The following is a 20,211-nucleotide window of genomic DNA, read 5'->3' on the forward strand; positions in this document are numbered from 1 at the left end:
ATTCAATTACGCTGGATAAGGCTTACTTAAATGGTGAAAGCTTAACTGCTACTGCAACAGACTTAGCTGGTAATGCTACAGCACCAGAAACAATTGTTGCACCGGATACCATAGCCCCATCAAGCTTAACTGTAACAATTGATACGACGGGTAAAGTGGTTGCAGGAAAGACTGAAGCGGGTGCAAAAGTAGCGGTAGAACAGGTAATTGCGGTTTATAAAGAAGTAACTATATTAGAAAAGCAATCTGTTTTGAGTGAATCGGTTCAGTCAAATTATTTATCGAAGACATATTACTTTGAAGTTACAGGTACTAATGCACACGTTTCTCTAAATCTGAGTTCATCGAATAATTTTCTTTATGGTAGTTATAGTTCAACTCTTTCTGGTTCTAGCTTAAATTCAAAGCTAGCAGGTAATGTTTCTCAAGCAGGGAATAGTGATTACAGCATTGATTTAGCAAAAGGTTTAGTATTAACACCTGGAACCTATAGTTTGACGGTACATTATTCTAGTTCAATGGCTCCGGTTATAAATGTAAATGTAACCCAAGAAGTGCCCACAACTATTTTAGACGTAGATCATTACGAAACAAAAGTTGTAGGTATAGCTAATGCAGATGAAAGTGGAAATTATTCAATTACTCTAGATAAAGCTTATTTAGATGGCGAAAGTTTAAGCGTAATAGCAACAGATCAATCGGGTAATAAAACTGAGGCAAAAAAAGTTATTGCTCCAGATATTACGCCACCGATTCTACATCAACCAACTATTCAAGGTGGATGGACTGAGGGGCAAGTCGTACAAGGTACAACAGAAGCAAACGTCACTATAACTATTAAAAACCCTGCAGGTGATGTGATCGGTTCAGCTATAGCTGATGCATCAGGGCATTACACCGTAATTTTGAATACTGTTTATGAGAATGGTGAGTCATTAAAAGTAATTGCTACAGATAGTAAAGGGAATGAAAGTTTGCTTCAATTAAACGCCCCTGATACTACAGCACCTATATTAGCTAATTTGTTTAGTTATGATTTGAGTACAGATAAAATTATTTTTGAAGCGCCAAGCGATAGTTACTTTGTTGAACAAAAAATTGGTAGTGCTTGGGTCCAAGTAAATGTTGATGAAAAATTTGATTGGTTGAATACAGAATTCCGAGTAACTGCTATAGATCAAGCAGGAAATAGCTCTCAACCATTGACAACTGTAATTAATGTTGTATCTGGAACTTATAAGCCAAATGATCCTACATTTCTTCAAATTATTAAGGGATCTACTGGAGATGACTACCTATATGGTGGTAGTGGAGATGACACATTAATATCGAATACAGGTTCTGATCATTTATATGGTGGTTCTGGTAATGATACACTGATTTATGGTGGTAACTCTCCGAATGTATATACAGGATTAATTGGCGAAGCCGGTAATGACACATATATTGTGGATAAGAAATTACTAGGTTCAAATAGTTACGTTCATATCTTAGATAATACAAATGAACAAAATACACTTTATTTAAAATCAGTTTCAGCTGATGAAATTATTTTAAAACAGGCTAGCGCGGATAGAGTTATTACGTTCAATGATTCAAGTGCCACCATACATTTTGGTGAGGGACAATTATCATCTATTGTATTTGATGATGGAACAGTCTGGGATAAGACACAAATTGAAGCCAATATTATCGGTAGATTATTAGGTACAGGTGGAGATGATCATTTACAGGCAGATGCTAATTATTCTGTAATTTATGGTCTAGATGGTAATGATACGATACAAGGTGGTTTACAGAATGATTATCTATATGGTGGCAATGGAGATGACACGTTAATTTCTAATGGAGGTTCAGATAGTTTATACGGTGGATCCGGGAATGATACACTGATTTATGGTGGTAATTCCTCGAATGTATATACAGGATTAATTGGCGAAGCAGGGAATGACACCTATATTGTAGATAAAGCATTACTCGGTTCAAATAGTTACGTTCATATCTTAGATAATACAAATGAACAAAATACACTTTATTTAAAATCAGTTTCAGCTGATGAAATTATTTTAAAACAGGCTAGCGCGGATAGAGTTATTACGTTTAATGATTCAACTGCCACGATTCATTTTGGAGAGGGGCAATTATCATCGATTGTATTTGATGATGGAACTACTTGGGATAAAGTGCAAATTGAAGCCAATATCGCCAGTAAATTATTAGGAACCAAAGGAGAAGATCATTTACAGGCAGATGCTAATTATTCTGTAATTTATGGTCTAGATGGTAATGATACGATTCAAGGTGGAATCCAAGATGACTACTTGTATGGTGGTAGTGGAGACGACACATTAATATCGAATACAGGTTCTGATCATTTATATGGTGGATCCGGGAATGATACGCTGATTTATGGTGGTAACTCTCCGAATGTATACACTGGCTTAATTGGTGAAGCCGGTAATGATACATATATTGTGGATAAGAAGTTACTAGGGTCACTAAGTTATATTCATATCCTAGATAATACAAATGAACAAAATACACTTTACCTAAAATCAGTTTCACCGGATGAAATTATATTAAAGCAAGCTAGTGACGATAGAATTATTTCATTTAATGATTCAACTGCCACCATTCATTTTGGCGAAGGGCAATTATCATCGATTGTATTTGATGATGGAACTACTTGGGGTAAAGTGCAAATAGAACAACATATTGCTAAAACAGTAGTGGGTACGATTGGTAATGATGTAATTGAGACAGCTACAGCCAACCAAATATATTCATATACTTTAGATACAGGTGCAGACACTTTAATTTTCAAAGTTCTTGATGACATTGATAATTTAGGTGGTAATAGTAATGGAGAGTGGACAGATTTTAATCTTTCAGAGAATGATAAACTTGATTTGTCAAAATTGCTTATAAATAACAATGGAAACCTTCAAGAATTTATAACGGTAAAAGATACGCAGGCTGGAGTAGTTGTATCTGTAGATAGAGATGGCTTTAATCAATCCACTTATCATTCACAAGAATTAATTCTACTTACTGGTAAGCACTATACATTAGAGGATTTAATGGCTTCAAATGCATTTATTCATTAAATACTTGTGAACTAACATGTAGAAACTAAAAAAGAGACCATTTAATGGTCTCTTTTTTAATTACATCATAATCTCAAATTTACTTTTTAGTCGTATCCACAGAAACCACAACAGATAGACCAGGACGCAACAACTTAATATCCGGCTGGTTCTCAAGGAGTTTGATGCGTAAAGGTAAACGCTGAACAATTTTAGTAAAGTTACCCGTCGCATTGGTTGCTGAAATTGGCGAGAAAAACGCACCAGTCGATGGTGAAAAACTGTCTACCACACCTTTTAACTCAACATTGTAAGCGTCGACATAAACAGTGACAGGCTGGCCGATTTTAATTTGTTTTAGCTCAATTTCACGGAAGTTTGCTTCTACATATACTTGATCTAAAGGCACAACCACCATGAGTGGATTACCTGCGCCAACAAAGTTGCCCACATTTGCAGACTTTTGCCCAATCATGCCATCAATAGGCGCTCGAATTTCTGTATAACTCAGATTCAGTTTTGCTTTATCAAGCGCAGCTTGGGCTTGTTTTAAAGCGGCTTGTTTGGCTTGAACCTGAATTTTATATTGGTTGAGCTGATACTGTGCATTGGTAACTTTTTCTTTACTGCTGTCTAAGTCAGCATATTGCTCAGTCAATGTGGTTTTTGACTGTTGCGTAATCAATCTAGACTCAGCACCAAGCGCCTGTAGTTGCTCATAACGTGCTGTATTATCTTTGGTGAGTTTAATACCGGCTTCTACTTTTCTAAGCTGGGCTTCTGTTTCTCGAATAACAGTGGGTTGTCTTTCTACTGCCAGCTTTGCTTCATTTAAGTCAGCTTGTGCTTTAGCATAATTAGATTCTGCTTCAGCTAAAGCCGCCTGATAATCTCGTGCATCAATCCGTGCCAAAAGTTGGCCTTTTTTTACGGTCTGGTGATCTTTAATATAAATTTCTTCAATATTGCCTGACACTTTAGGAGCAATGGTTGAGTACTCGACATCTACCCGTGCATCGTCAGTTTTAACCACTGAAGAAGGTAAAAATATAACTTTTAAAATCCATAAAATGGAAACTAGAACGATAATAAATGCAATAACCATAACCCAGTGTTTCTTAAGATATTGCATCTTTGTTAACTTGGGTGACTCGGTCATGGAGTGATCTTGGGCTTCGAGAGTACTCATAAAGATTTTCCTGAGTTATGACTATTCATTAACTTAATGAGAGCAATGCGTGGTGGATAAGTTCTAACTGGCAAAATCAGCATAACGATAAATAAAATTGCAGTAAGTCCCGCTAAAATCAGATATTGATCGCTAATGACTAACACTGATTGCTGTGCCTGAATCGCAGAATTTAAGGCAGATAAACCACCGGAAACACGTTCGGTACCATCTGCACTTAGCACAGGCGGGGTAAGAGGATTAATAACAGGGCCTTGAATATTTTGAAAAACATGTTGTGCGGTATTTTCAATCAGCCGTGTTGAATGGTATTCACCACGTACTCGATTGACCCAGTCCAAAAGGCACACACCGAGTACGCCGCTAATAGCACGCGGGGTATTAATCATAGGCGAAGCATAGATTGCCATAGTTGGGTGGACACTATTTGTCCCCATCATGAGGAGCGAAAGCACTACACAGGTTTGTCCTAAACATGAGATTGCATGCCAAAAATAGAATTGGTCTTGGTTCCAAGTGGTATCAAGTTGACTTGCACCTAAGCAGCCAGCCATCACCAAAAGTAAACCAAACCCATGTACATATCGGCTATCAACCCAAGCTTGGTTTAAAACCTTAATGACAATTGGAATATAGATAAACTGTAATGCGGCAATTTGTAAGCCAATCCACATGGTTTGAGTGGGCTTATAACCATGCACAGCGCTTAAGTAATTAAGGGGTAATGTACTAGTTGACATACCAATAATCACAAAGCAAAACAGTGCAATAACAGCATAGCCAAAATTTCGTATTTCGAGCATTTGCGGTTTAATTAATGGTGTTGGATAGCGCCATTCATGTATTAAAAATAAAGGTAGGGTAATGGCACTCACTAAAGCCAAAACACAAATCAATTTTGAATTAAACCAGTCCAAATGATTGCCATGCAAAAGCATGGTACTTAAGCTTGCCAAGCCAATAATAGCTAGAATCGCACCAGTCCAATCATAAGTTTTTATTCTGGAGTAATTTAAAGGATCTTGGGGAATACCGAAGTAAACCAGAGCAGCACTTAAAGCACAAAAAGGAATGGTTTGGAAAAATATCATCTTCCAACCAATCACATCTAAATAAAAGGCAGCAAGTGCAGCACTTAAGTTGGGGAAAAAAGTTGCTGTTAATGCATAGCAGGCCAAACCCCATAGACGAATTTCAGGTCCTAGGAATCTAAGGGCACAGGCCATAAGTAAAGGAATGGTTAAACCATTAGCGAGTCCTTGCAAGCCCCGTAATAAATAAAATATTTCGATATTTGGGCTAAAAGGAATTAAAACGCTAGAGAAGAGGCAAAGTCCTATCGCAAAAAGAAGAACCCGACGCATGGAAAAAATAACGGCCCAACTGGTGGACAGGATCATGCCAATAATCATGGCACTGGCATAAATACTACTGACCCAATAACCAGCGTCGACACTAATGCCCATTGCACCGCGAATATCGACCAAGGTAATGCTGCTAATTCGGTTATTAAATTCGACAGTCATGGCTGCAAAAATTGCACCTGCCAAACCGATGAGTGGTCGTATATTCATCTTTTACCTTAAATTTTAAAATGAGCTTATTGCACCGAACAGGGCAAATCTTAAGCTCAACTGTACCGATCGGTACTCTACTATCTTATTAAAATTACGTCAATTCTCGATTTTGAACTTTTCGATGAGGTACACTAAGAATGAAATTGCTAAATATGTTTGTAGGTTCGTATGTCAGATTGCACTAAAACCAAAGAGAAAGATCAAAAAATTCTAGATGCAGCAACAAAGTTTTTTCTGATCCACGGATTTAGTGGCACAACCACAGATATGATTCAAAAAGAAGCAGGTGTTTCAAAAGCCACCATGTATGGTTGTTTTAAAAATAAAGAAGCAATGTTTGCTGCCGTCATTGAGCGCAAATGTGCCAATATGCAAGAGCAAATTATATTGGTTGAGACAAAGGCCAAAAACTTACGTTCAGCTTTAACTGAAATTGGGAAAACTTATTTGTGTTTTATTTTATCGCATTCGGGTTTGGCATTCTTTAGAGTCTGTATTGCAGAAGCCGTAAGATTCCCGGAATTATCGGAAAAGTTCTTTGAAGTGGGGCCACAACGTCTGGCAAATATTATTGCGGGTTATCTTGAAAAGTCGGTTAAACAAGGAGAAATTGAATTAACTTCTTCTTCGGAAGTCGCAGCAAATATATTTTTATCACTGTTAAGAAGTGATGCTCATCTAAAATGTTTGACTCATCCTGATTATTTAATATCAACCGATGAAATTAGTGCTTGGGTTGATTACGCTGTTGATTTATTTTTAAAAAATATCAATTACAAAACAAGTTAATTTGGCAATTTATATTATATACGTAAGATTTGAATATCGATAAAAAAGAGACCATCATCTGGTCTCTTTTTATTTTTTAGATCGCGTCTCTAGTCATCTCACCATTCACCAGTCTTAAAATCTGCAATGGGTTGCTGTCTTTTAAGGCTTCTGGCAATAAACTTTGCGGATAGTTCTGGTAACACACAGGTCTTAAGTAACGGTCAATGGCCAAGGTTCCAACTGAAGTGCCTCGTGCATCTGAAGTGGCTGGATATGGCCCGCCGTGTACCATCGCATCACAGACCTCAACACCCGTTGGGTAGCCATTTATAAGTAATCGACCGGCTTTTTCCTCTAAAACTGGCACTACATCTGCAAACTCGGTTAAGTCAGTTTCATCGGCAATTAAAGTCGCAGTCAGTTGACCATTCATGCTTTGTAGCGCCTGAATGAGTTGGGCCTTATCTTCAACTTCAATAATGACTGTGGTTGGCCCAAAGATTTCTTCCTGTAAAAGCTGGTCACCGGCCAGTAAAAGCTCAACATCAGCTTTAAACAGTTGCGGCTGAGCCTGATTGCCTTGTTGAGTTTGACCTGCCAAATGCTTGATGCCTTGATGCTGGGTTAAGTGCTCAAGACCAGCGGTATAACTTTTTAAGGTGCCGGCATTGAGCATAGTTTGTGCAGGTTTAGCACCCATAATGTCGGTTAGGTTGCTAATGAGCTGGCTAAATTCGACCGATTTAATACCCAAGATTAAACCCGGATTGGTACAGAACTGACCACAGCCTAAAACCACCGAATCAGCCAAGTCCTGTGCAATTTTTTCACCACGGTTTTTTAAGGCTTCAGGCAACATCAACATCGGGTTAATGCTGCTCATTTCAGCAAACACAGGAATCGGTCGTGGACGGGCTGCGGCCATGTCACATAAAGCGCGACCACCACGCAATGAACCCGTAAAACCCACAGCCTGAATTAAAGGATGCTTAACCAGTGGTTCACCTACGCCATTACCGTAGATCATGTTAAATACACCTTTTGGCATATTTGATTTTTCGACCGCACACTCAATTGCCTGCGCTACGAAATCTGCTGTCGCCATATGTCCACTATGGGCTTTTACTACCACCGAACATCCAGCCGCCAGTGCCGAAGCAGTGTCACCACCTGCAGTTGAGAATGCTAAAGGAAAGTTACTTGCCCCAAAGACTGCCACCGGACCAACACCGATTTTAATCTGGCGTAGATCCGGGCGCGGTAAAGGCTGACGCTCAGGCAAAGCAGTATCAATACGAGCACCTAAAAAGTCACCACGGCGCAGCACTTTAGCAAATAAACGCATTTGTCCACTGGTACGGGCACGTTCACCTTGTAGGCGTGCAAGTGGCAGAGCAGTTTCCTGTGAGACAATTTCAAGAAAATCTGTACCCAATGCATCGAGTTCATCGGCAATATTTTCTAGAAAAACAGCACGCTGTTCAGGAGACGTATGGCGGTAAGTCTTAAACGCTTGACTGGCAGCTTCACAGGCCTGATTAACCTCTTGCTCGGTTGCATGGTGAAACTCATAAGGCAAAGTTTCGCCCGTTGTCGCATTTACACTTTTTAATAAGCTTGTACCTTGTGCGCTGCGTGAACCGCCAATAAAGTTGTGTCCGATAATGGTCATAACAAATATCCTGAAATTAATGAGAGTGTCTTGGAAGGTTGTCTTGGTTTACGACTCGCATATATAAAGTTGCAGGTTCCAAACAACCACCAGTCGATAATTGACCTACCATGTTGCGATACATTTCTTGCCAAGGTGTTTGAGAGGCAGAGACCGTCGGTTTCCATTCACGGCGGCGTTGTTCTAACTCTTCGTCAGAAATGAGCACGTTGACAGAACGTTTATTTAAATCAATACGTAAACGGTCATTGGTTTTAAGTAAGGCAATTCCACCGCCTACAGCCGCTTCGGGTGACATATTGAGAATAGATGGGCTGGCAGAAGTTCCACTTTGGCGGCCATCTCCTAAGCAAGGCAGTGAATCAATCCCTTTTTTAATTAACTCCGCTGGTGGAGCCATATTGACGACTTCAGCACTGCCCGGATAACCCACTGTACCTGCGCCACGAATGACTAAAATACAATGTTCATCAATGTTTAAGGCAGGGTCATTGATACGTGCGTGATAGTCTTCGGGACCTTCAAAAACAATCGCTCTTGCTTCGAAGCTATTTTCATTGTTTGGATCTGATAAATAGGTTTTTTTAAATGCTTCGCTCACCACAGACATTTTCATAATGGCACTGTCAAAGAAGTTGCCACTAAGCACAATGAAACCGGCACCATGTTTAAGAGGTTGCTCATAAGGAAAAATGACATCTGCATTTGAAGTTTTTGCATTTTTGGCAATTTCCCCAATTGTTTTACCGCTAACCGATGCACAATCTTCATGTAATACACCAGCTTTTTGTAATTCGTGTAGAACGGCAGGGACACCACCCGCACGGTGGAAACCTTCACCCAAATATTTACCCGCCGGCATACAGTTCACAATAAGCGGAATATTTTCCCCAACACGTTGCCAGTCTTCTAAACTCAGCTCAATCCCCATATGACGGGCAATTGCAATGAGGTGAGGAGGGCAGTTACTCGATGCACCTAAAGCTGAGGCTACAGCAATTGCATTTTCAAAAGATTGTTTGGTCATAATTTTAGAAGGACGTAAGTCTTCTAAAACCATTTCACATATTCTTTTGCCAGTCATATAGGCCATTTGCCCACGTTCGCGATACGGCGCCGGAATACTTGCACATGTTGGTAAAGACATCCCCAACGCTTCTGCCAAAGCATTCATGGAAAGTGCTGTACCCATAGTGTTGCAATGTCCGACCGAAGGTGAAGCAGAAGTGGTCATTTCCATGAACCCTTCATAGTCAATCTCACCGGTCGCGAGTAAGTTTCTTGCATGCCAAAGCACAGTGCCGGAACCAATTAACTCACCTTTAAAATGTCCATCTAGCATTGGCCCACCAGACAATACAATTGCAGGTATATCTGTTGTGGCTGCTGCCATTAAACATGCAGGAGTAGTTTTGTCACAACCAGTGGTCAGTACCACACCATCAAGCGGGTAACCATGCAAGATTTCGACCAAGCCTAAATAGGCCAAGTTGCGGTCAAGTGCTGCAGTTGGACGACGGGTTTGTTCTGCAATCGGGTGGACAGGAAATTCCATTGGAATACCGCCTGCGTCTCGAATACCCGCTTTAACGCGTTCAGCAAGTTCTTTGTGATGACGGTTACATGGGGTCAAATCACTACCGGTTTGTGCAATTCCAATAATTGGGCGACCTGATTGTAACTCGGCACGGGTCAAGCCATAATTCATGTAACGCTCAACATATAAAGCGGTCATGTCGGCATGTTCAGGATCATCAAACCATTCTTGGCTACGTAAAAAAATCCGTTTATTTTGATCATTCATTTTTTGATCCTTTCACTCATACTTTTTGAAATTAGTTTATTTACCAGATGAATCTTGCAATTCAATCGATCGATAATACGTGAAAATTATAGTAATTCACGCTGCTTCAAATTACGCATCAAAGCATTTATTCCAAAATTCCACGGTGTTGCTTTATCACTGGTCATAACCGTGTTGTACAAAGTACCAAGTTTAGGTGAATGAATACGGACAACATCTCCTACTTTATGGGTAAAGCCAGCCCCAGCTTGTTCTCGATCTTGAGTAGGTGCAAATAAAGTACCCAAGAACAAAACAAAACCGTCTGGATATTGATGGTTTTCATTAAGAGTTTGTTGAATTAAATCTTCAGGATCTCGGCTAATTTGCGACATAGAACTCACCCCATTTAACACAAAGTTATCGGTGCCTTGAATTTGCAGTTCAACATCACAAGTACGAATATCATTTAAAGTAAAAGTATGGTCAAAAAGGCGAATAAATGGACCAATCGCACAAGATGCGTTGTTATCTTTCGCTTTACTCAACAGTAAGGCGCTACGACCTTCAAAGTCCCGTAAATTCACATCGTTACCTAAAGTCGCGCCTAAAATTTTACCTTGGCTGTTGGCAACTAATACGACTTCCGGCTCTGGATTATTCCACTCAGACTTTGGGTGAATACCAATATTTTGTCCCGTGCCTACAGCAGCTAAAACAGGGGCTTTAGTAAAAATCTCGGCATCTGTACCAATACCTACCTCAAGATATTGAGACCACATTTTTTGTTCGATTAAATATTCTTTGAGTTGTAGCGCTTTTTCAGAACCGGGTTCGATAGTTTTTAAATTATCACCGATTACGCCTTGTACAACTTCACGAATCGATTGAGCTTTTTGTGCATCGCCACCGGCTTGTTCTTCAATCACTCGTTCTAACATGCTTGCAGCAAAGGTAACACCTGCTGCTTTAATTACTTGTAAATCAATTGGGGCTAAAAAGTATGCCTTGTTGGTATCTGGCTCGGCGACAGTATTGGCAAATAACTCATCAATTGAACCAACTTGTCTTCCTTCAATTTCAGATAAAGCTTTTAAAGGATCAGCGTTTTCAAGTAATTCGGAAATGGTATGAAATTTTTCCGAAATATCAAAAACTTGATTGCCTCTTAAAATAATAGGTGATGGACCCGAGATTTGACTTGGAATCCACGCACGGCCAATTAAGCATCCTTGAGTTGCATCATCTGGTAATGAGTTTTGGGAATTTAACGTAAAGTTCATTTAAAGCTTCCTTCTTTTATTTGAAATCATGATATGTTTCTTATTTAATAAACACCAATCGTAATAATTTAATTATTAATAACCAGTGGTTATCAAAAAGGAATTTTAAAAATGGCAGATTTGACTTACTCAAGTTTAAATAACTGGCTTAAATTCAAGCATTTGGTTTTGTTGGAGACATTAGCTCGAACCAATAACATGCATTTGGCTGCTGAGCAGATGAATTTAAGTCAACCTGCCGTAAGTAAAATGCTAAAGGAAATTGAGGGCCTTCTTGGGTTTCAGGTTTTTGAGCGTCTGCCCCGAAATATGCCCGTAACGGCATTGGGTGAACATGTCATTCGTTATGCCCAGCGGGTTTTGAATGACGCAAAACATTTTGTTGAAGACATCGAGATTTTACGGTTGGGTGGACATGGGTTTTTAAAAGTAGGGGGAATATTTGCAGCAACCGCCGTGGTAATTCCAAACTCAATTATCGAAATTAAGAAACAATGGCCGCTACTTTCTATCGATGTTGTTGAACAGACCAGTGATCATTTAATGGAAATGTTGAGTGAACATACTCTAGATTTAGCCATAGGCCGTTTTACCGATGTTACGCAAAGTCAGTTTTTCGATTTCCAGCCCTTAGGTCCAGAGCCGTTCTGTATTGTTGTCAATAATGCGCACCCATGTGCCCAGAAAAAGTTTTGTACATTAGAAGAATTATTAAAATGGCCGTGGGTACTTTATCCTAAAGGCACACCCATTCGGGAGCGTATGGAAGGTGCATTCGCCCGAGCTAAAGTCAAAATTCCTTTAAATACGGTAAATACCATGTCGATGCAGACCTTTTTACAGATCTTAAAAGGGGCGCCTATGGTAGGCATGTTGCCAGAAGCAATGGTGATTGATCAGGTGAAAGAAGGACAGCTACAGATTTTAGAAACAGACCTGATTTTAGATGCTCAAGATTATGGAATTTTGACACGTAAAGATGAACCAGTGTCTGATATAGCCGCAGCATTTATTAATATTTTACTTAAAAATGCAAAACGTAAGTAAAGTCCTCAGCCTCAAGACATAGAAGACTTGGGGCTTTTAAATTAAAAGAAAGCTTACTTAATTTAGTTAATGTTTAACCATGAAACTGATATTAAAAAGTTATCAATATTTAGAAATTATTCATTGGAAATTATTGCAGGGACTCCTTATCGTTTAATTCATGATGATTAAAAATCTTTAAGTGAATAAGAATTAGGAAAGGATCCCTGTATGAATGTGTTAATTACTGGTGGCACGGGTTTTATTGGAAAGCAAATTGCCAAAGAGATTTTAAAAACCGGAAGCCTAACTTTAGACGGTAATCAAGCTAAGCCTATCGATAAAATTATTTTGTTTGATGCATTTGCTGGTGATGATTTACCGCAAGACCCTAAGATTGAGGTGATTGTAGGGGATATTACCGACAAAACCACAGTCGCAAACATCACAGAAAATATTGATGTTGTTTGGCACTTGGCTGCTGTGGTGAGTTCGGCAGCAGAGGCTGATTTTGACTTGGGAATGGATGTAAACCTTTATGGCCTTTTAAATTTATTAGAAGAATTAAGAAAAAAACAAACAATGCCTCGAGTCATTTTTGCGAGTGGCTGCGCTGTATTTGGTGGTCAATTACCAGAAGTTGTAACAGATGATACGGTGGTTACACCAAAGTCCTCTTACGGTATGCAAAAAGCAGTAGGAGAATTGCTCGTTTCAGATTATTCACGTAAAGGCTTTATTGATGGCCGTGTTTTAAGATTACCGACGATTGTGGTTCGTCCGGGTAAGCCTAATAAAGCCGCCTCTACATTTTTTAGCTCAATTATCCGAGAGCCTTTAAAAGGGGAAACGGCTGTTTGTCCAGTCCCGCCAGATACTCCGGTTTTCATTACTTCACCAAGACGCTGTGTTGAGTCAATGATTAAGGCTGCGTCAATTTCTTCAGAGACACTCCAAGATAACCGAATTATTCCCTTACCGGGATTGACCGTTACCGTTAAGCAAATGCTTGAGGCTCTTGAAAAAGTTGCCGGTAAACAAGCAACTGATTTAGTGCAGTGGCAGGAAGATAAAACGATTCAAAGGATTGTTCAAAGCTGGCCGGTTCAAGTGAAAGCCGAATATGCCGAATCTTTAGGTTTCCAAGCAGATGAGAATTTTGAAAGCATCATTCAGGCACATATAGAAGATACCCAAAATTAATGGCAGTGATCGCCAATTCATGTGAGAGTTATTATGGAAGATATCAAAAATGTCACTGCTCTCGAAGAGCAGACAATTAAGCGTATTTCGAGTCGAATTATCCCGTTTCTTATTATTTTATTCATTATGGCCTTTCTAGATAGAACCAATATTGGTTTTGCTGCGCTACATATGAATGATGCAATTGGAATTACCCAAACTATTTTTGGCTTAGGTGCGGGTGTATTTTTCTTGGGTTACTTTATTGCAGAAGTACCGAGTAATGTTTTACTTCATCGGTTTGGTGCACGGATCTGGATTGCCCGAATCATGATTACTTGGGGAATTATTGCCGGACTTATGGGATTTATCCATAGTGGGACTCAATTTATTATTTTACGGTTTTTACTGGGTATTGCAGAAGCGGGTTTCTTTCCGGGGGTTATTTTTTATTTAACCTTATGGTTTCCTGCTAAATATCGTGCCCGTGTCTTCGCTACCTTCTATTTAGGGTTACCAATTGCTCAAATTATCGGAGCACCAATTTCGGTCGGTCTTATGCAATGGGGTAATACCATTGGCTATGAAGGCTGGCGTTTGATGTATATTTTAGAAGGGATTCCTTCCATTATTTTAGGACTGGTTTGCCTAAAATATTTAACCAATAACCCAAAAGAAGCACAGTGGTTAACAGGTGAGCAGCGTCAATGGCTCATGAATACGCTAGAGCGTGAAGAACGAGAAAAACAGCAATCTGCCGATGCTGCTTTAACAAAAGGTGAACTCATTAAACAAGTGTTTAAAAATCCTTTAGTGTGGATTATGGCTATTGTTTATTTTGGAATTACGTCTGGTTCAAATGCGATGTTCTTCTTCTTACCAAGTGTTTTAGAGTCGTTCCGTAATACCTTTGGTATGCAAATCAGCCTTATCCAAAATGGCTTACTCACCGCTATTCCATATGCATTTGCGGCGGTTGGAATGGTTTTATGGAGCCGCCGTTCTGACCGTAAACAAGAACGTTATAAACATGGTGCTTGTGCTGCACTCATGGCGGCTTTCGCAATTGCGATTGCTTTGATTGTGAATCAACCGTGGGCAATTATTGTGGGCTTTATTCTGCTCGCAATCGGTGTATTTAGTGCGATTAATATCTTCTGGACTATCCCTGGGCAGACTCTAACAGGAGTGGGCGCTGCAGCCGGTATTGGCTTAATTAACTCTGTAGGTAATTTAAGTGGTTTTACTGGTCCATATTTAACAGGCTATTTATATACCACCACGGGCACCTATACAGTAGCGTTCCTTGCCATTGCCGGATTTGTCGCCATGGGCGGTTTGGGGTTACTGCTTTTGGCAAAGTTAAAGTCTGATAGCCTAAAAGTAGAACAACAGCGACTTAAAGTGCGGACTGCTACGGAGATGAAATAATGGCTCAAATTGGTTTTGTTGGAACTGGCATTATGGGAATGCCAATGGCCATGAATTTATTAAAAGCTGATCATCAAGTTAAGGTCTGGAATCGAACTTCATCTAAAGCAGAAAGTTTAAAAGAAGCGGGTGCACATGTTTGTAGTGAACTTGCACAAGTCGGAAAAGATGTAGAGTTTCTGATTTGTATGCTCAGTGATGGAAAAACCTGTGATGAAATTTTATTTCAAGAAGGTGGTGCAATTTCACAGCTAAAACCTGAAAGCACGGTCATTGTAATGAGTTCAATACCGGTTGAAGTTGCAAAAAACCAAAGTGAAAAATGTAAAGAAAACGGACTTAGATATTTGGATGCACCTGTTTCTGGCGGTGAAAAAGGTGCTCAAAATGCAAGTCTGGCAATTATGGTAGGTGGCGATGCTCAAACATTTTCACATGCTGAACACGTTCTATCTGCCATGGGGCGGCCAATTTTAGTTGGAGATGCCGGCTGTGGAATGTTGGCAAAACTCGTTAATCAAATGATAGTCGCATCTACCATTGCAACCGTGAGTGAGGGTTTATTGCTTGCCAGTAAAGCAGGAGCTGACCCGATAAAACTAAAACAAGCACTAACAGGTGGTTTTGCAGATTCACCGATTTTGCAACAGCATGGCGAACGCATGTTAAATCGAGATTTTAAACCGGGAGGTACAGCTCGAAACCAGCATAAAGACATTCATACAGCTGTTAGCTATGCTAAATCGCTTGAGTTGAATTTACCTATTGCGCAAAAAGTCAGCCAATTGTTCGAAAATATGCTTGCTGCCGGAGACGGTGAGCTTGATCATTCTGGCTTAATTCGTGAATTAGAACGCATGAATCATGTGTAATTATTGCTTTACTTAAGATCGGTAGATTTTAATTTATTTATAAAAAAGCAGCAGATTCGTTCTGCTGCATATTTAAACTCATTTGTAGTGCTGGCATTTTTATTGCTTAATCATAATTATCTTCTTCACAATATTTGATTTGCTAACGTATTAATGATCATTCAAATAGTCTTGCTCACTTATGGTGTTTTTTTCACATGAAAAATGCACCAAATAAACACATCTTTTTATTCTGCACTGTGTTTGTGCATTCGGGGCCATCATGAGGTTGTTGGCTCCCATACTCACATTGTTGATTCTGTGCGGATGCTCTTCATCTGAGCAAAATAGAAAAACTCAAGAAAACTCAACTTCCCATTCAATATGTGTTTTAGATAGTACAAATACTAAAGTCTGTGTAGCTAAAACAGCGCAAAGAATCGTTTCTCTGTTTGAGTCGGGTTTAGATGGCCTCTATATGCTAGGGCAAGGTCATAAAGTGGTTGGTATACCGGCCGAAGTATACATTCAACCTTTATTATTTAATGCCTACTCAAAAATAGATCAACGCATTGCCAATAAGCAGCTTGCAGCACCTTCACAAGGAGCCAATGCAACCAATATTGAAAGTCTCGTGTTGTTAAAACCAGATTTGGTCATTTTGGGAAGTGGGCAAACCCAAACGATTGAACTATTACGGCAATTTGGTATTGCTGTATATGTAATGGAGTCAGACACCTACAAACAAGTGAAAGAAGAGCTATCTGAAATTGCCGTTCTTAGTGGTGCCCAAAAGCGTGCTCAAGAAATTTTAAGTTTTTCGGATGAAATTGTGGCGGAAGTCGCAGCCAAAACTGCACGTCAGCCAAATAAACAATCGATTTACTATGCATGGTCAGGAGGGCGAATTTTTTCTACTTCAGGACGGGAGTCGATTACCAATGATTTTATTGAGCTGGCTGGTGCTTACAACATTGTTCAGACTGCTGCTAACCAGCCCAACGTCAACCCCGAGACTTTAATTGAATGGAACCCTGACAATATTGTGCTTTGGAATACCAATCCTAAACTGATTTATGAACGAAAAGAATTACAAGGTTTAAGCGCCGTACAAAACCGAAAGGTATTTAATTTGAGTCCTGCATTTATATATAACCCACACACCATCAAAATTATTATTACGGCGATTTATCTAAATCACAGTATTTATCCTGAACAGTCCGACTTACCAGTAAGTGCTTTACAACAGCGTATTTTAACCAAGTTGTATGGTGAGCAACTTGCCAAAGCGTTGGTGTCATGAATATGGAAAAGCTGAAATATTATTGGTTTTACCCGTTACCTTTCTTCATGATTTTTATCTCGCTGCTTATTGGGCCAACGCAAACATTGAGTGCATGGGATTATTTGTTTTGGGGTGTACAAGCGGTCTTTGGTACACCATATTTTGATGCAGAACAATTTAGATTGATGCAAAACATTTTAGTAAATGTCAGGCTGCCTAGAATTTTACTGACCTTTATGGTGGGAGCTGCCTTAGCAACCGCGGGTAATGGCTTGCAAGCATTGTTTCGTAATCCCTTGGTCGATTCTTATGTACTCGGTATTTCATCTGGTGCCGCGTTCGGTGCAGCTTTAGCGCTTTCATTAAGTTGGCTTTCGCCAAATCTATCAGCCTTTATCTTTGGTGTATGCGCTGTTGGCTTAACCTATTTATTTGCACATCAGAAACATGAGAGTCAGACGTCTTTAGTCATGGTAATTTTATCAGGCATGATTGTTTCTGGACTGTTCTTGGCAGGACTTACCGTTATTCAATACTTAAGTGATCCATTTAAACTGCAAGCGATTGTGCAATGGACCATGGGAAACTTACATCAGGCGTCTTGGCAAAAAGTTCAATACGCTGTGTTACCAATCTGTATTGGCCTTGCTGGATTATTTGCAATGCGTTGGCGATTAAACTTAATGGCACTTGGTGCTGAAGAAGCGCAGGCAGTTGGTGTTAATCCGCGTTGGGAACAGCTTCTTTTAATTGCTTTGGTGACTGTATGTACTTCCACATCTGTGGCTGCGGCGGGCATTATTAGTTTATATGGGCTATTTATGCCACATATTGTCAGAATGTTGGTTGGACCAGATCACCGCTACAGTATTCCTGCCAATATGGTGCTGGGCGGCAGTTTTCTACTGTTGATTGATAACTTTTCTCGGGTTTTACTGACGTTTGAAATACCGATTGGCATTTTTACTATGTTACTCGGCGCACCATTTTTCTTATTATTAATGAAAACACAGAGGACTCATTGGGCATGATTCAAATTGATCAGTTAAATTATGCCTATGGGCACAAACAGGTTCTTAAAAATATTCATCTGGAGTTTCCCGAAAATCAGTTTTCAGTGATTTTAGGGCGTAATGGTTGTGGAAAATCGACACTTTTTAAATTGATGGCGGGTCTAGAACCCGTAAAAGATGGCTTGATTCGTTACTCTGGAAAACCATTATCGGACTTTAAAGGGAAAGATCGGGCTGCGTTGCTTGGTTTTTTACCGCAGTTTCATAAAACCGTATTTCCATTTTTGGTTAAAGATGTGGTGATTACAGGGCGTGCTGCTTTTAGCAGATATAGACCTTCAAAATCAGACTGGGAACGTGTAGACCAAGCTTTGCTTGATTTAGACATTGAGCATTTACGCGATCGTCCTTATACCGAGTTGTCGGGTGGTGAACGGCAACTGGTTATGATTGCCCGTATTTTAGTGCAAGCTCCAAAAGTTATTTTGCTCGATGAGCCAACCAATCATCTCGATGTTTATTACCAGTCTTATTTAATGAAAAAGTTGCGTCAGTTGTCGCGGCAAAATTTTACGGTGATTGCAATTATGCATGATCCCAATTTGGCCTTTTTATTTGCAGATCATCTATTTTTTATGCGCCAACATGAGGTGGTTAAGCCTGAGTCAAAAACTCGAATCACCGATCCGAAGTTTTTAAAAAGTGTCTACGATGTTGAGTTTCATGAAGCCATGATTCAAGACAAAACCATTGTGATTCCTGATCATTCTTGGCTATGAATATATTGAATTATCAGGTGGTTGGCAAAACAGATTATGAGCCTGCGGTAGAGTTTGCACTTTATACAAGACAGCTGCTATTTCCAGAAATTTATCATGGGCAAATTCCTAAAGATTTACAAAATTTTGAGCAGTCCTATGTTAAAGACTCATTGGGCTGCTTTATTACAGTAAAAGATCAAAACCGTATTATTGGCACCATTGCATATCGGGCGTATGACCATCGTTTTGATTTAAATTTGCCGACCAATACGGTAGAAGTCATTAAGTTGTTTGTATTGCCTGAATACCGCCGTAAGGGCATCGCGACACAGCTATGCAACATGTTGTTTAGTCATGCAAAAAACAGTGCAATTACGACTTTGTATTTGCATACCCATCCATTTTTACCTGCGGCTGAAGAGTTTTGGCGGCTCCAAGGCTTTGAGGTTATTCAACGCGAATGGATCGATACCTATGACACCATTCACATGAGTAAATCTTTATAGTGCTTTATCATGTGTATGAAATCTTTTTTGAAAATGGGTAGGCGGATAACCCATAATTTTACTGAACATTGCTGTAAAAGCTGCCGGGTGTTCATAGCCCAAACTAAAAGCAATTTCCGTAATTGAGATATTCTCTTTTAAGGCATTTAAAGCATAGATGATGCAGACTCGATTACGCCAAGCCTGAAAGGACATCCCCGTTTCTGACTTAAACCAGCGGTGAAATGTTCGCTCACTTTTATTGTGGTCATGTGCCCAATCTTTAGGGCTGCTATGAATATCGGGATGCTCCATAAACTCAGCACACTGTTTTGATAGTAATGTGTTGTGAGGCAATGGAATAAACAGAGGCAGGGCTGGTGCAGCTTCTAACTCATATAACAATAAATCGATAAGAGCACCGTCACGGCCTGAACGTTGGTAGTCAACAGGCAGTTGATTTGCTTGAATCAGTAACTGATGCATTAACGGTGAAACTTGCACGACCTCGCAATAGTTTGCCTGTCTTGGGGCATTATTCACTTCTATATACAAACTATAAGTACTGACTTTAGATAGCCATACCTGATGTGCTTTACCTGCAGGTATCCATACACCACTGTACGGTAACACGAGCCATTGTCCATCTTCAGTTTCAACTTTCATGAGGCCTTCGGGTGCATATAAGAACTGGGCACGGCGATGGCTATGCGTATCTAACAAAGTATCAGCAGGATAATCTGATCCTAACGCTAGAACTGCTTGCGGTAGATGGTCTACCTCGTTAATTGAAATATTACGCATATATTCTTGGCT

The 20,211-nt window shown here is 39.7% G+C and carries 16 protein-coding genes; 10 read left to right on the forward strand and 6 right to left on the reverse strand.

The features are described from left to right. A partial coding sequence (locus tag F984_RS0103795; RefSeq protein WP_004708649.1) for an Ig-like domain-containing protein occupies window positions 1-3,107 on the forward strand: 3,107 nt, incomplete at its 5' end. A gap of 79 nt (window positions 3,108-3,186) precedes the next feature. On the opposite strand, the gene F984_RS08870 is transcribed toward F984_RS0103795, so the two are convergent. Both F984_RS08870 and F984_RS08875 read right to left on the reverse strand, forming a co-directional pair. Then, window positions 3,187-4,275, reverse strand: a complete 1,089-nt coding sequence (locus F984_RS08870; protein ID WP_004708651.1) for an HlyD family secretion protein — start codon at window positions 4,273-4,275, stop codon at window positions 3,187-3,189. After that, window positions 4,272-5,849: an MFS transporter gene (locus F984_RS08875; RefSeq protein ID WP_004708653.1), complete on the reverse strand. Its 1,578-nt coding sequence runs from the start codon at window positions 5,847-5,849 to the stop codon at window positions 4,272-4,274. The genes F984_RS08870 and F984_RS08875 overlap by 4 nt, the downstream gene beginning before the upstream one ends. A gap of 171 nt (window positions 5,850-6,020) precedes the next feature. Here F984_RS08875 and F984_RS08880 point away from each other — a divergent pair, with 171 nt between their 5' ends. After that, window positions 6,021-6,641: a TetR/AcrR family transcriptional regulator gene (locus tag F984_RS08880; RefSeq protein WP_004708655.1), complete on the forward strand. Its 621-nt coding sequence runs from the start codon at window positions 6,021-6,023 to the stop codon at window positions 6,639-6,641. Window positions 6,642-6,717: 76 nt separating this feature from the next. Here F984_RS08880 and F984_RS08885 read toward each other — a convergent pair whose 3' ends face one another. The 3 genes from F984_RS08885 to F984_RS08895 form a co-directional block, all read right to left on the reverse strand. Continuing rightward, window positions 6,718-8,295: an aldehyde dehydrogenase (NADP(+)) gene (locus F984_RS08885; protein ID WP_004708657.1), complete on the reverse strand. Its 1,578-nt coding sequence runs from the start codon at window positions 8,293-8,295 to the stop codon at window positions 6,718-6,720. A 16-nt stretch (window positions 8,296-8,311) separates the two neighbouring features. Continuing rightward, window positions 8,312-10,099, reverse strand: coding sequence for an IlvD/Edd family dehydratase (locus tag F984_RS08890; RefSeq protein WP_004708658.1), 1,788 nt, complete (start codon window positions 10,097-10,099; stop codon window positions 8,312-8,314). An 86-nt stretch (window positions 10,100-10,185) separates the two neighbouring features. Then, window positions 10,186-11,361 carry a fumarylacetoacetate hydrolase family protein gene (locus F984_RS08895; protein WP_004708660.1) on the reverse strand — a complete coding sequence of 392 codons (1,176 nt, stop codon included), beginning with the start codon at window positions 11,359-11,361 and terminating at the stop codon, window positions 10,186-10,188. Between the two features lie 111 nt (window positions 11,362-11,472). Here F984_RS08895 and F984_RS08900 point away from each other — a divergent pair, with 111 nt between their 5' ends. The 8 genes from F984_RS08900 to F984_RS08935 all read left to right on the forward strand — a co-directional run bounded on the left by F984_RS08900 (window position 11,473) and on the right by F984_RS08935 (window position 19,416). After that, on the forward strand, window positions 11,473-12,408 hold the full coding sequence (locus tag F984_RS08900; protein WP_000774594.1) for a LysR family transcriptional regulator: 936 nt from the start codon (window positions 11,473-11,475) through the stop codon (window positions 12,406-12,408). A 210-nt stretch (window positions 12,409-12,618) separates the two neighbouring features. Continuing rightward, a complete protein-coding gene (denD, locus tag F984_RS08905) occupies window positions 12,619-13,590 on the forward strand; it encodes a D-erythronate dehydrogenase (protein ID WP_004708662.1) in 972 nt (323 codons plus the stop codon). Window positions 13,591-13,623: 33 nt separating this feature from the next. Further along, window positions 13,624-15,000 (forward strand): MFS transporter, encoded by a 1,377-nt coding sequence (locus F984_RS08910; protein ID WP_004708663.1) that lies wholly within the window; start codon window positions 13,624-13,626, stop codon window positions 14,998-15,000. After that, window positions 15,000-15,872 (forward strand): NAD(P)-dependent oxidoreductase, encoded by an 873-nt coding sequence (locus F984_RS08915; protein WP_004708665.1) that lies wholly within the window; start codon window positions 15,000-15,002, stop codon window positions 15,870-15,872. The genes F984_RS08910 and F984_RS08915 overlap by 1 nt, the downstream gene beginning before the upstream one ends. A 262-nt stretch (window positions 15,873-16,134) precedes the next feature. Then, window positions 16,135-17,154: an ABC transporter substrate-binding protein gene (locus tag F984_RS08920; protein WP_004708666.1), complete on the forward strand. Its 1,020-nt coding sequence runs from the start codon at window positions 16,135-16,137 to the stop codon at window positions 17,152-17,154. 2 nt (window positions 17,155-17,156) lie between these two features. Then, window positions 17,157-18,167, forward strand: coding sequence for a FecCD family ABC transporter permease (locus tag F984_RS08925; protein WP_080631541.1), 1,011 nt, complete (start codon window positions 17,157-17,159; stop codon window positions 18,165-18,167). Further along, the gene (locus F984_RS08930; RefSeq protein ID WP_000614440.1) at window positions 18,164-18,928 is read left to right on the forward strand and encodes an ABC transporter ATP-binding protein; all 765 of its coding nucleotides are present in this window, start codon (window positions 18,164-18,166) and stop codon (window positions 18,926-18,928) included. Before F984_RS08925 ends, F984_RS08930 begins: the two co-directional genes overlap by 4 nt. After that, the gene (locus F984_RS08935) at window positions 18,925-19,416 is read left to right on the forward strand and encodes a GNAT family N-acetyltransferase (RefSeq protein ID WP_004708670.1); all 492 of its coding nucleotides are present in this window, start codon (window positions 18,925-18,927) and stop codon (window positions 19,414-19,416) included. The genes F984_RS08930 and F984_RS08935 overlap by 4 nt, the downstream gene beginning before the upstream one ends. On the opposite strand, the gene F984_RS08940 is transcribed toward F984_RS08935, so the two are convergent. Beyond that, window positions 19,411-20,199, reverse strand: a complete 789-nt coding sequence (locus F984_RS08940; RefSeq protein ID WP_004708673.1) for an AraC family transcriptional regulator — start codon at window positions 20,197-20,199, stop codon at window positions 19,411-19,413. The genes F984_RS08935 and F984_RS08940 overlap by 6 nt on opposite strands. Window positions 20,200-20,211 lie beyond the last annotated feature (12 nt).

The sequence above is a fragment of the Acinetobacter nosocomialis NIPH 2119 genome (assembly GCF_000368085.1).
GTDB lineage: Bacteria > Pseudomonadota > Gammaproteobacteria > Pseudomonadales > Moraxellaceae > Acinetobacter > Acinetobacter nosocomialis.

Bases quoted from the DNA above. Each gene is read 5' to 3' on its own strand.
- F984_RS08900 (WP_000774594.1), top strand. From the start codon at position 11,473: ATGGCAGATTTGACTTACTCAAGTTTAAATAACTGGCTTAAATTCAAG.
- F984_RS08885 (WP_004708657.1), bottom strand. From the start codon at position 8,295: ATGACCATTATCGGACACAACTTTATTGGCGGTTCACGCAGCGCACAA.
- F984_RS08880 (WP_004708655.1), top strand. From the start codon at position 6,021: ATGTCAGATTGCACTAAAACCAAAGAGAAAGATCAAAAAATTCTAGAT.
- F984_RS08930 (WP_000614440.1), top strand. From the start codon at position 18,164: ATGATTCAAATTGATCAGTTAAATTATGCCTATGGGCACAAACAGGTT.
- F984_RS08895 (WP_004708660.1), bottom strand. From the start codon at position 11,361: ATGAACTTTACGTTAAATTCCCAAAACTCATTACCAGATGATGCAACT.
- F984_RS08920 (WP_004708666.1), top strand. From the start codon at position 16,135: ATGAGGTTGTTGGCTCCCATACTCACATTGTTGATTCTGTGCGGATGC.
- F984_RS08875 (WP_004708653.1), bottom strand. From the start codon at position 5,849: ATGAATATACGACCACTCATCGGTTTGGCAGGTGCAATTTTTGCAGCC.
- F984_RS08915 (WP_004708665.1), top strand. From the start codon at position 15,000: ATGGCTCAAATTGGTTTTGTTGGAACTGGCATTATGGGAATGCCAATG.
- F984_RS08940 (WP_004708673.1), bottom strand. From the start codon at position 20,199: ATGCGTAATATTTCAATTAACGAGGTAGACCATCTACCGCAAGCAGTT.
- F984_RS08890 (WP_004708658.1), bottom strand. From the start codon at position 10,099: ATGAATGATCAAAATAAACGGATTTTTTTACGTAGCCAAGAATGGTTT.
- F984_RS08935 (WP_004708670.1), top strand. From the start codon at position 18,925: ATGAATATATTGAATTATCAGGTGGTTGGCAAAACAGATTATGAGCCT.
- F984_RS08870 (WP_004708651.1), bottom strand. From the start codon at position 4,275: ATGAGTACTCTCGAAGCCCAAGATCACTCCATGACCGAGTCACCCAAG.
- F984_RS08925 (WP_080631541.1), top strand. From the start codon at position 17,157: ATGGAAAAGCTGAAATATTATTGGTTTTACCCGTTACCTTTCTTCATG.
- F984_RS08910 (WP_004708663.1), top strand. From the start codon at position 13,624: ATGGAAGATATCAAAAATGTCACTGCTCTCGAAGAGCAGACAATTAAG.
- denD (WP_004708662.1), top strand. From the start codon at position 12,619: ATGAATGTGTTAATTACTGGTGGCACGGGTTTTATTGGAAAGCAAATT.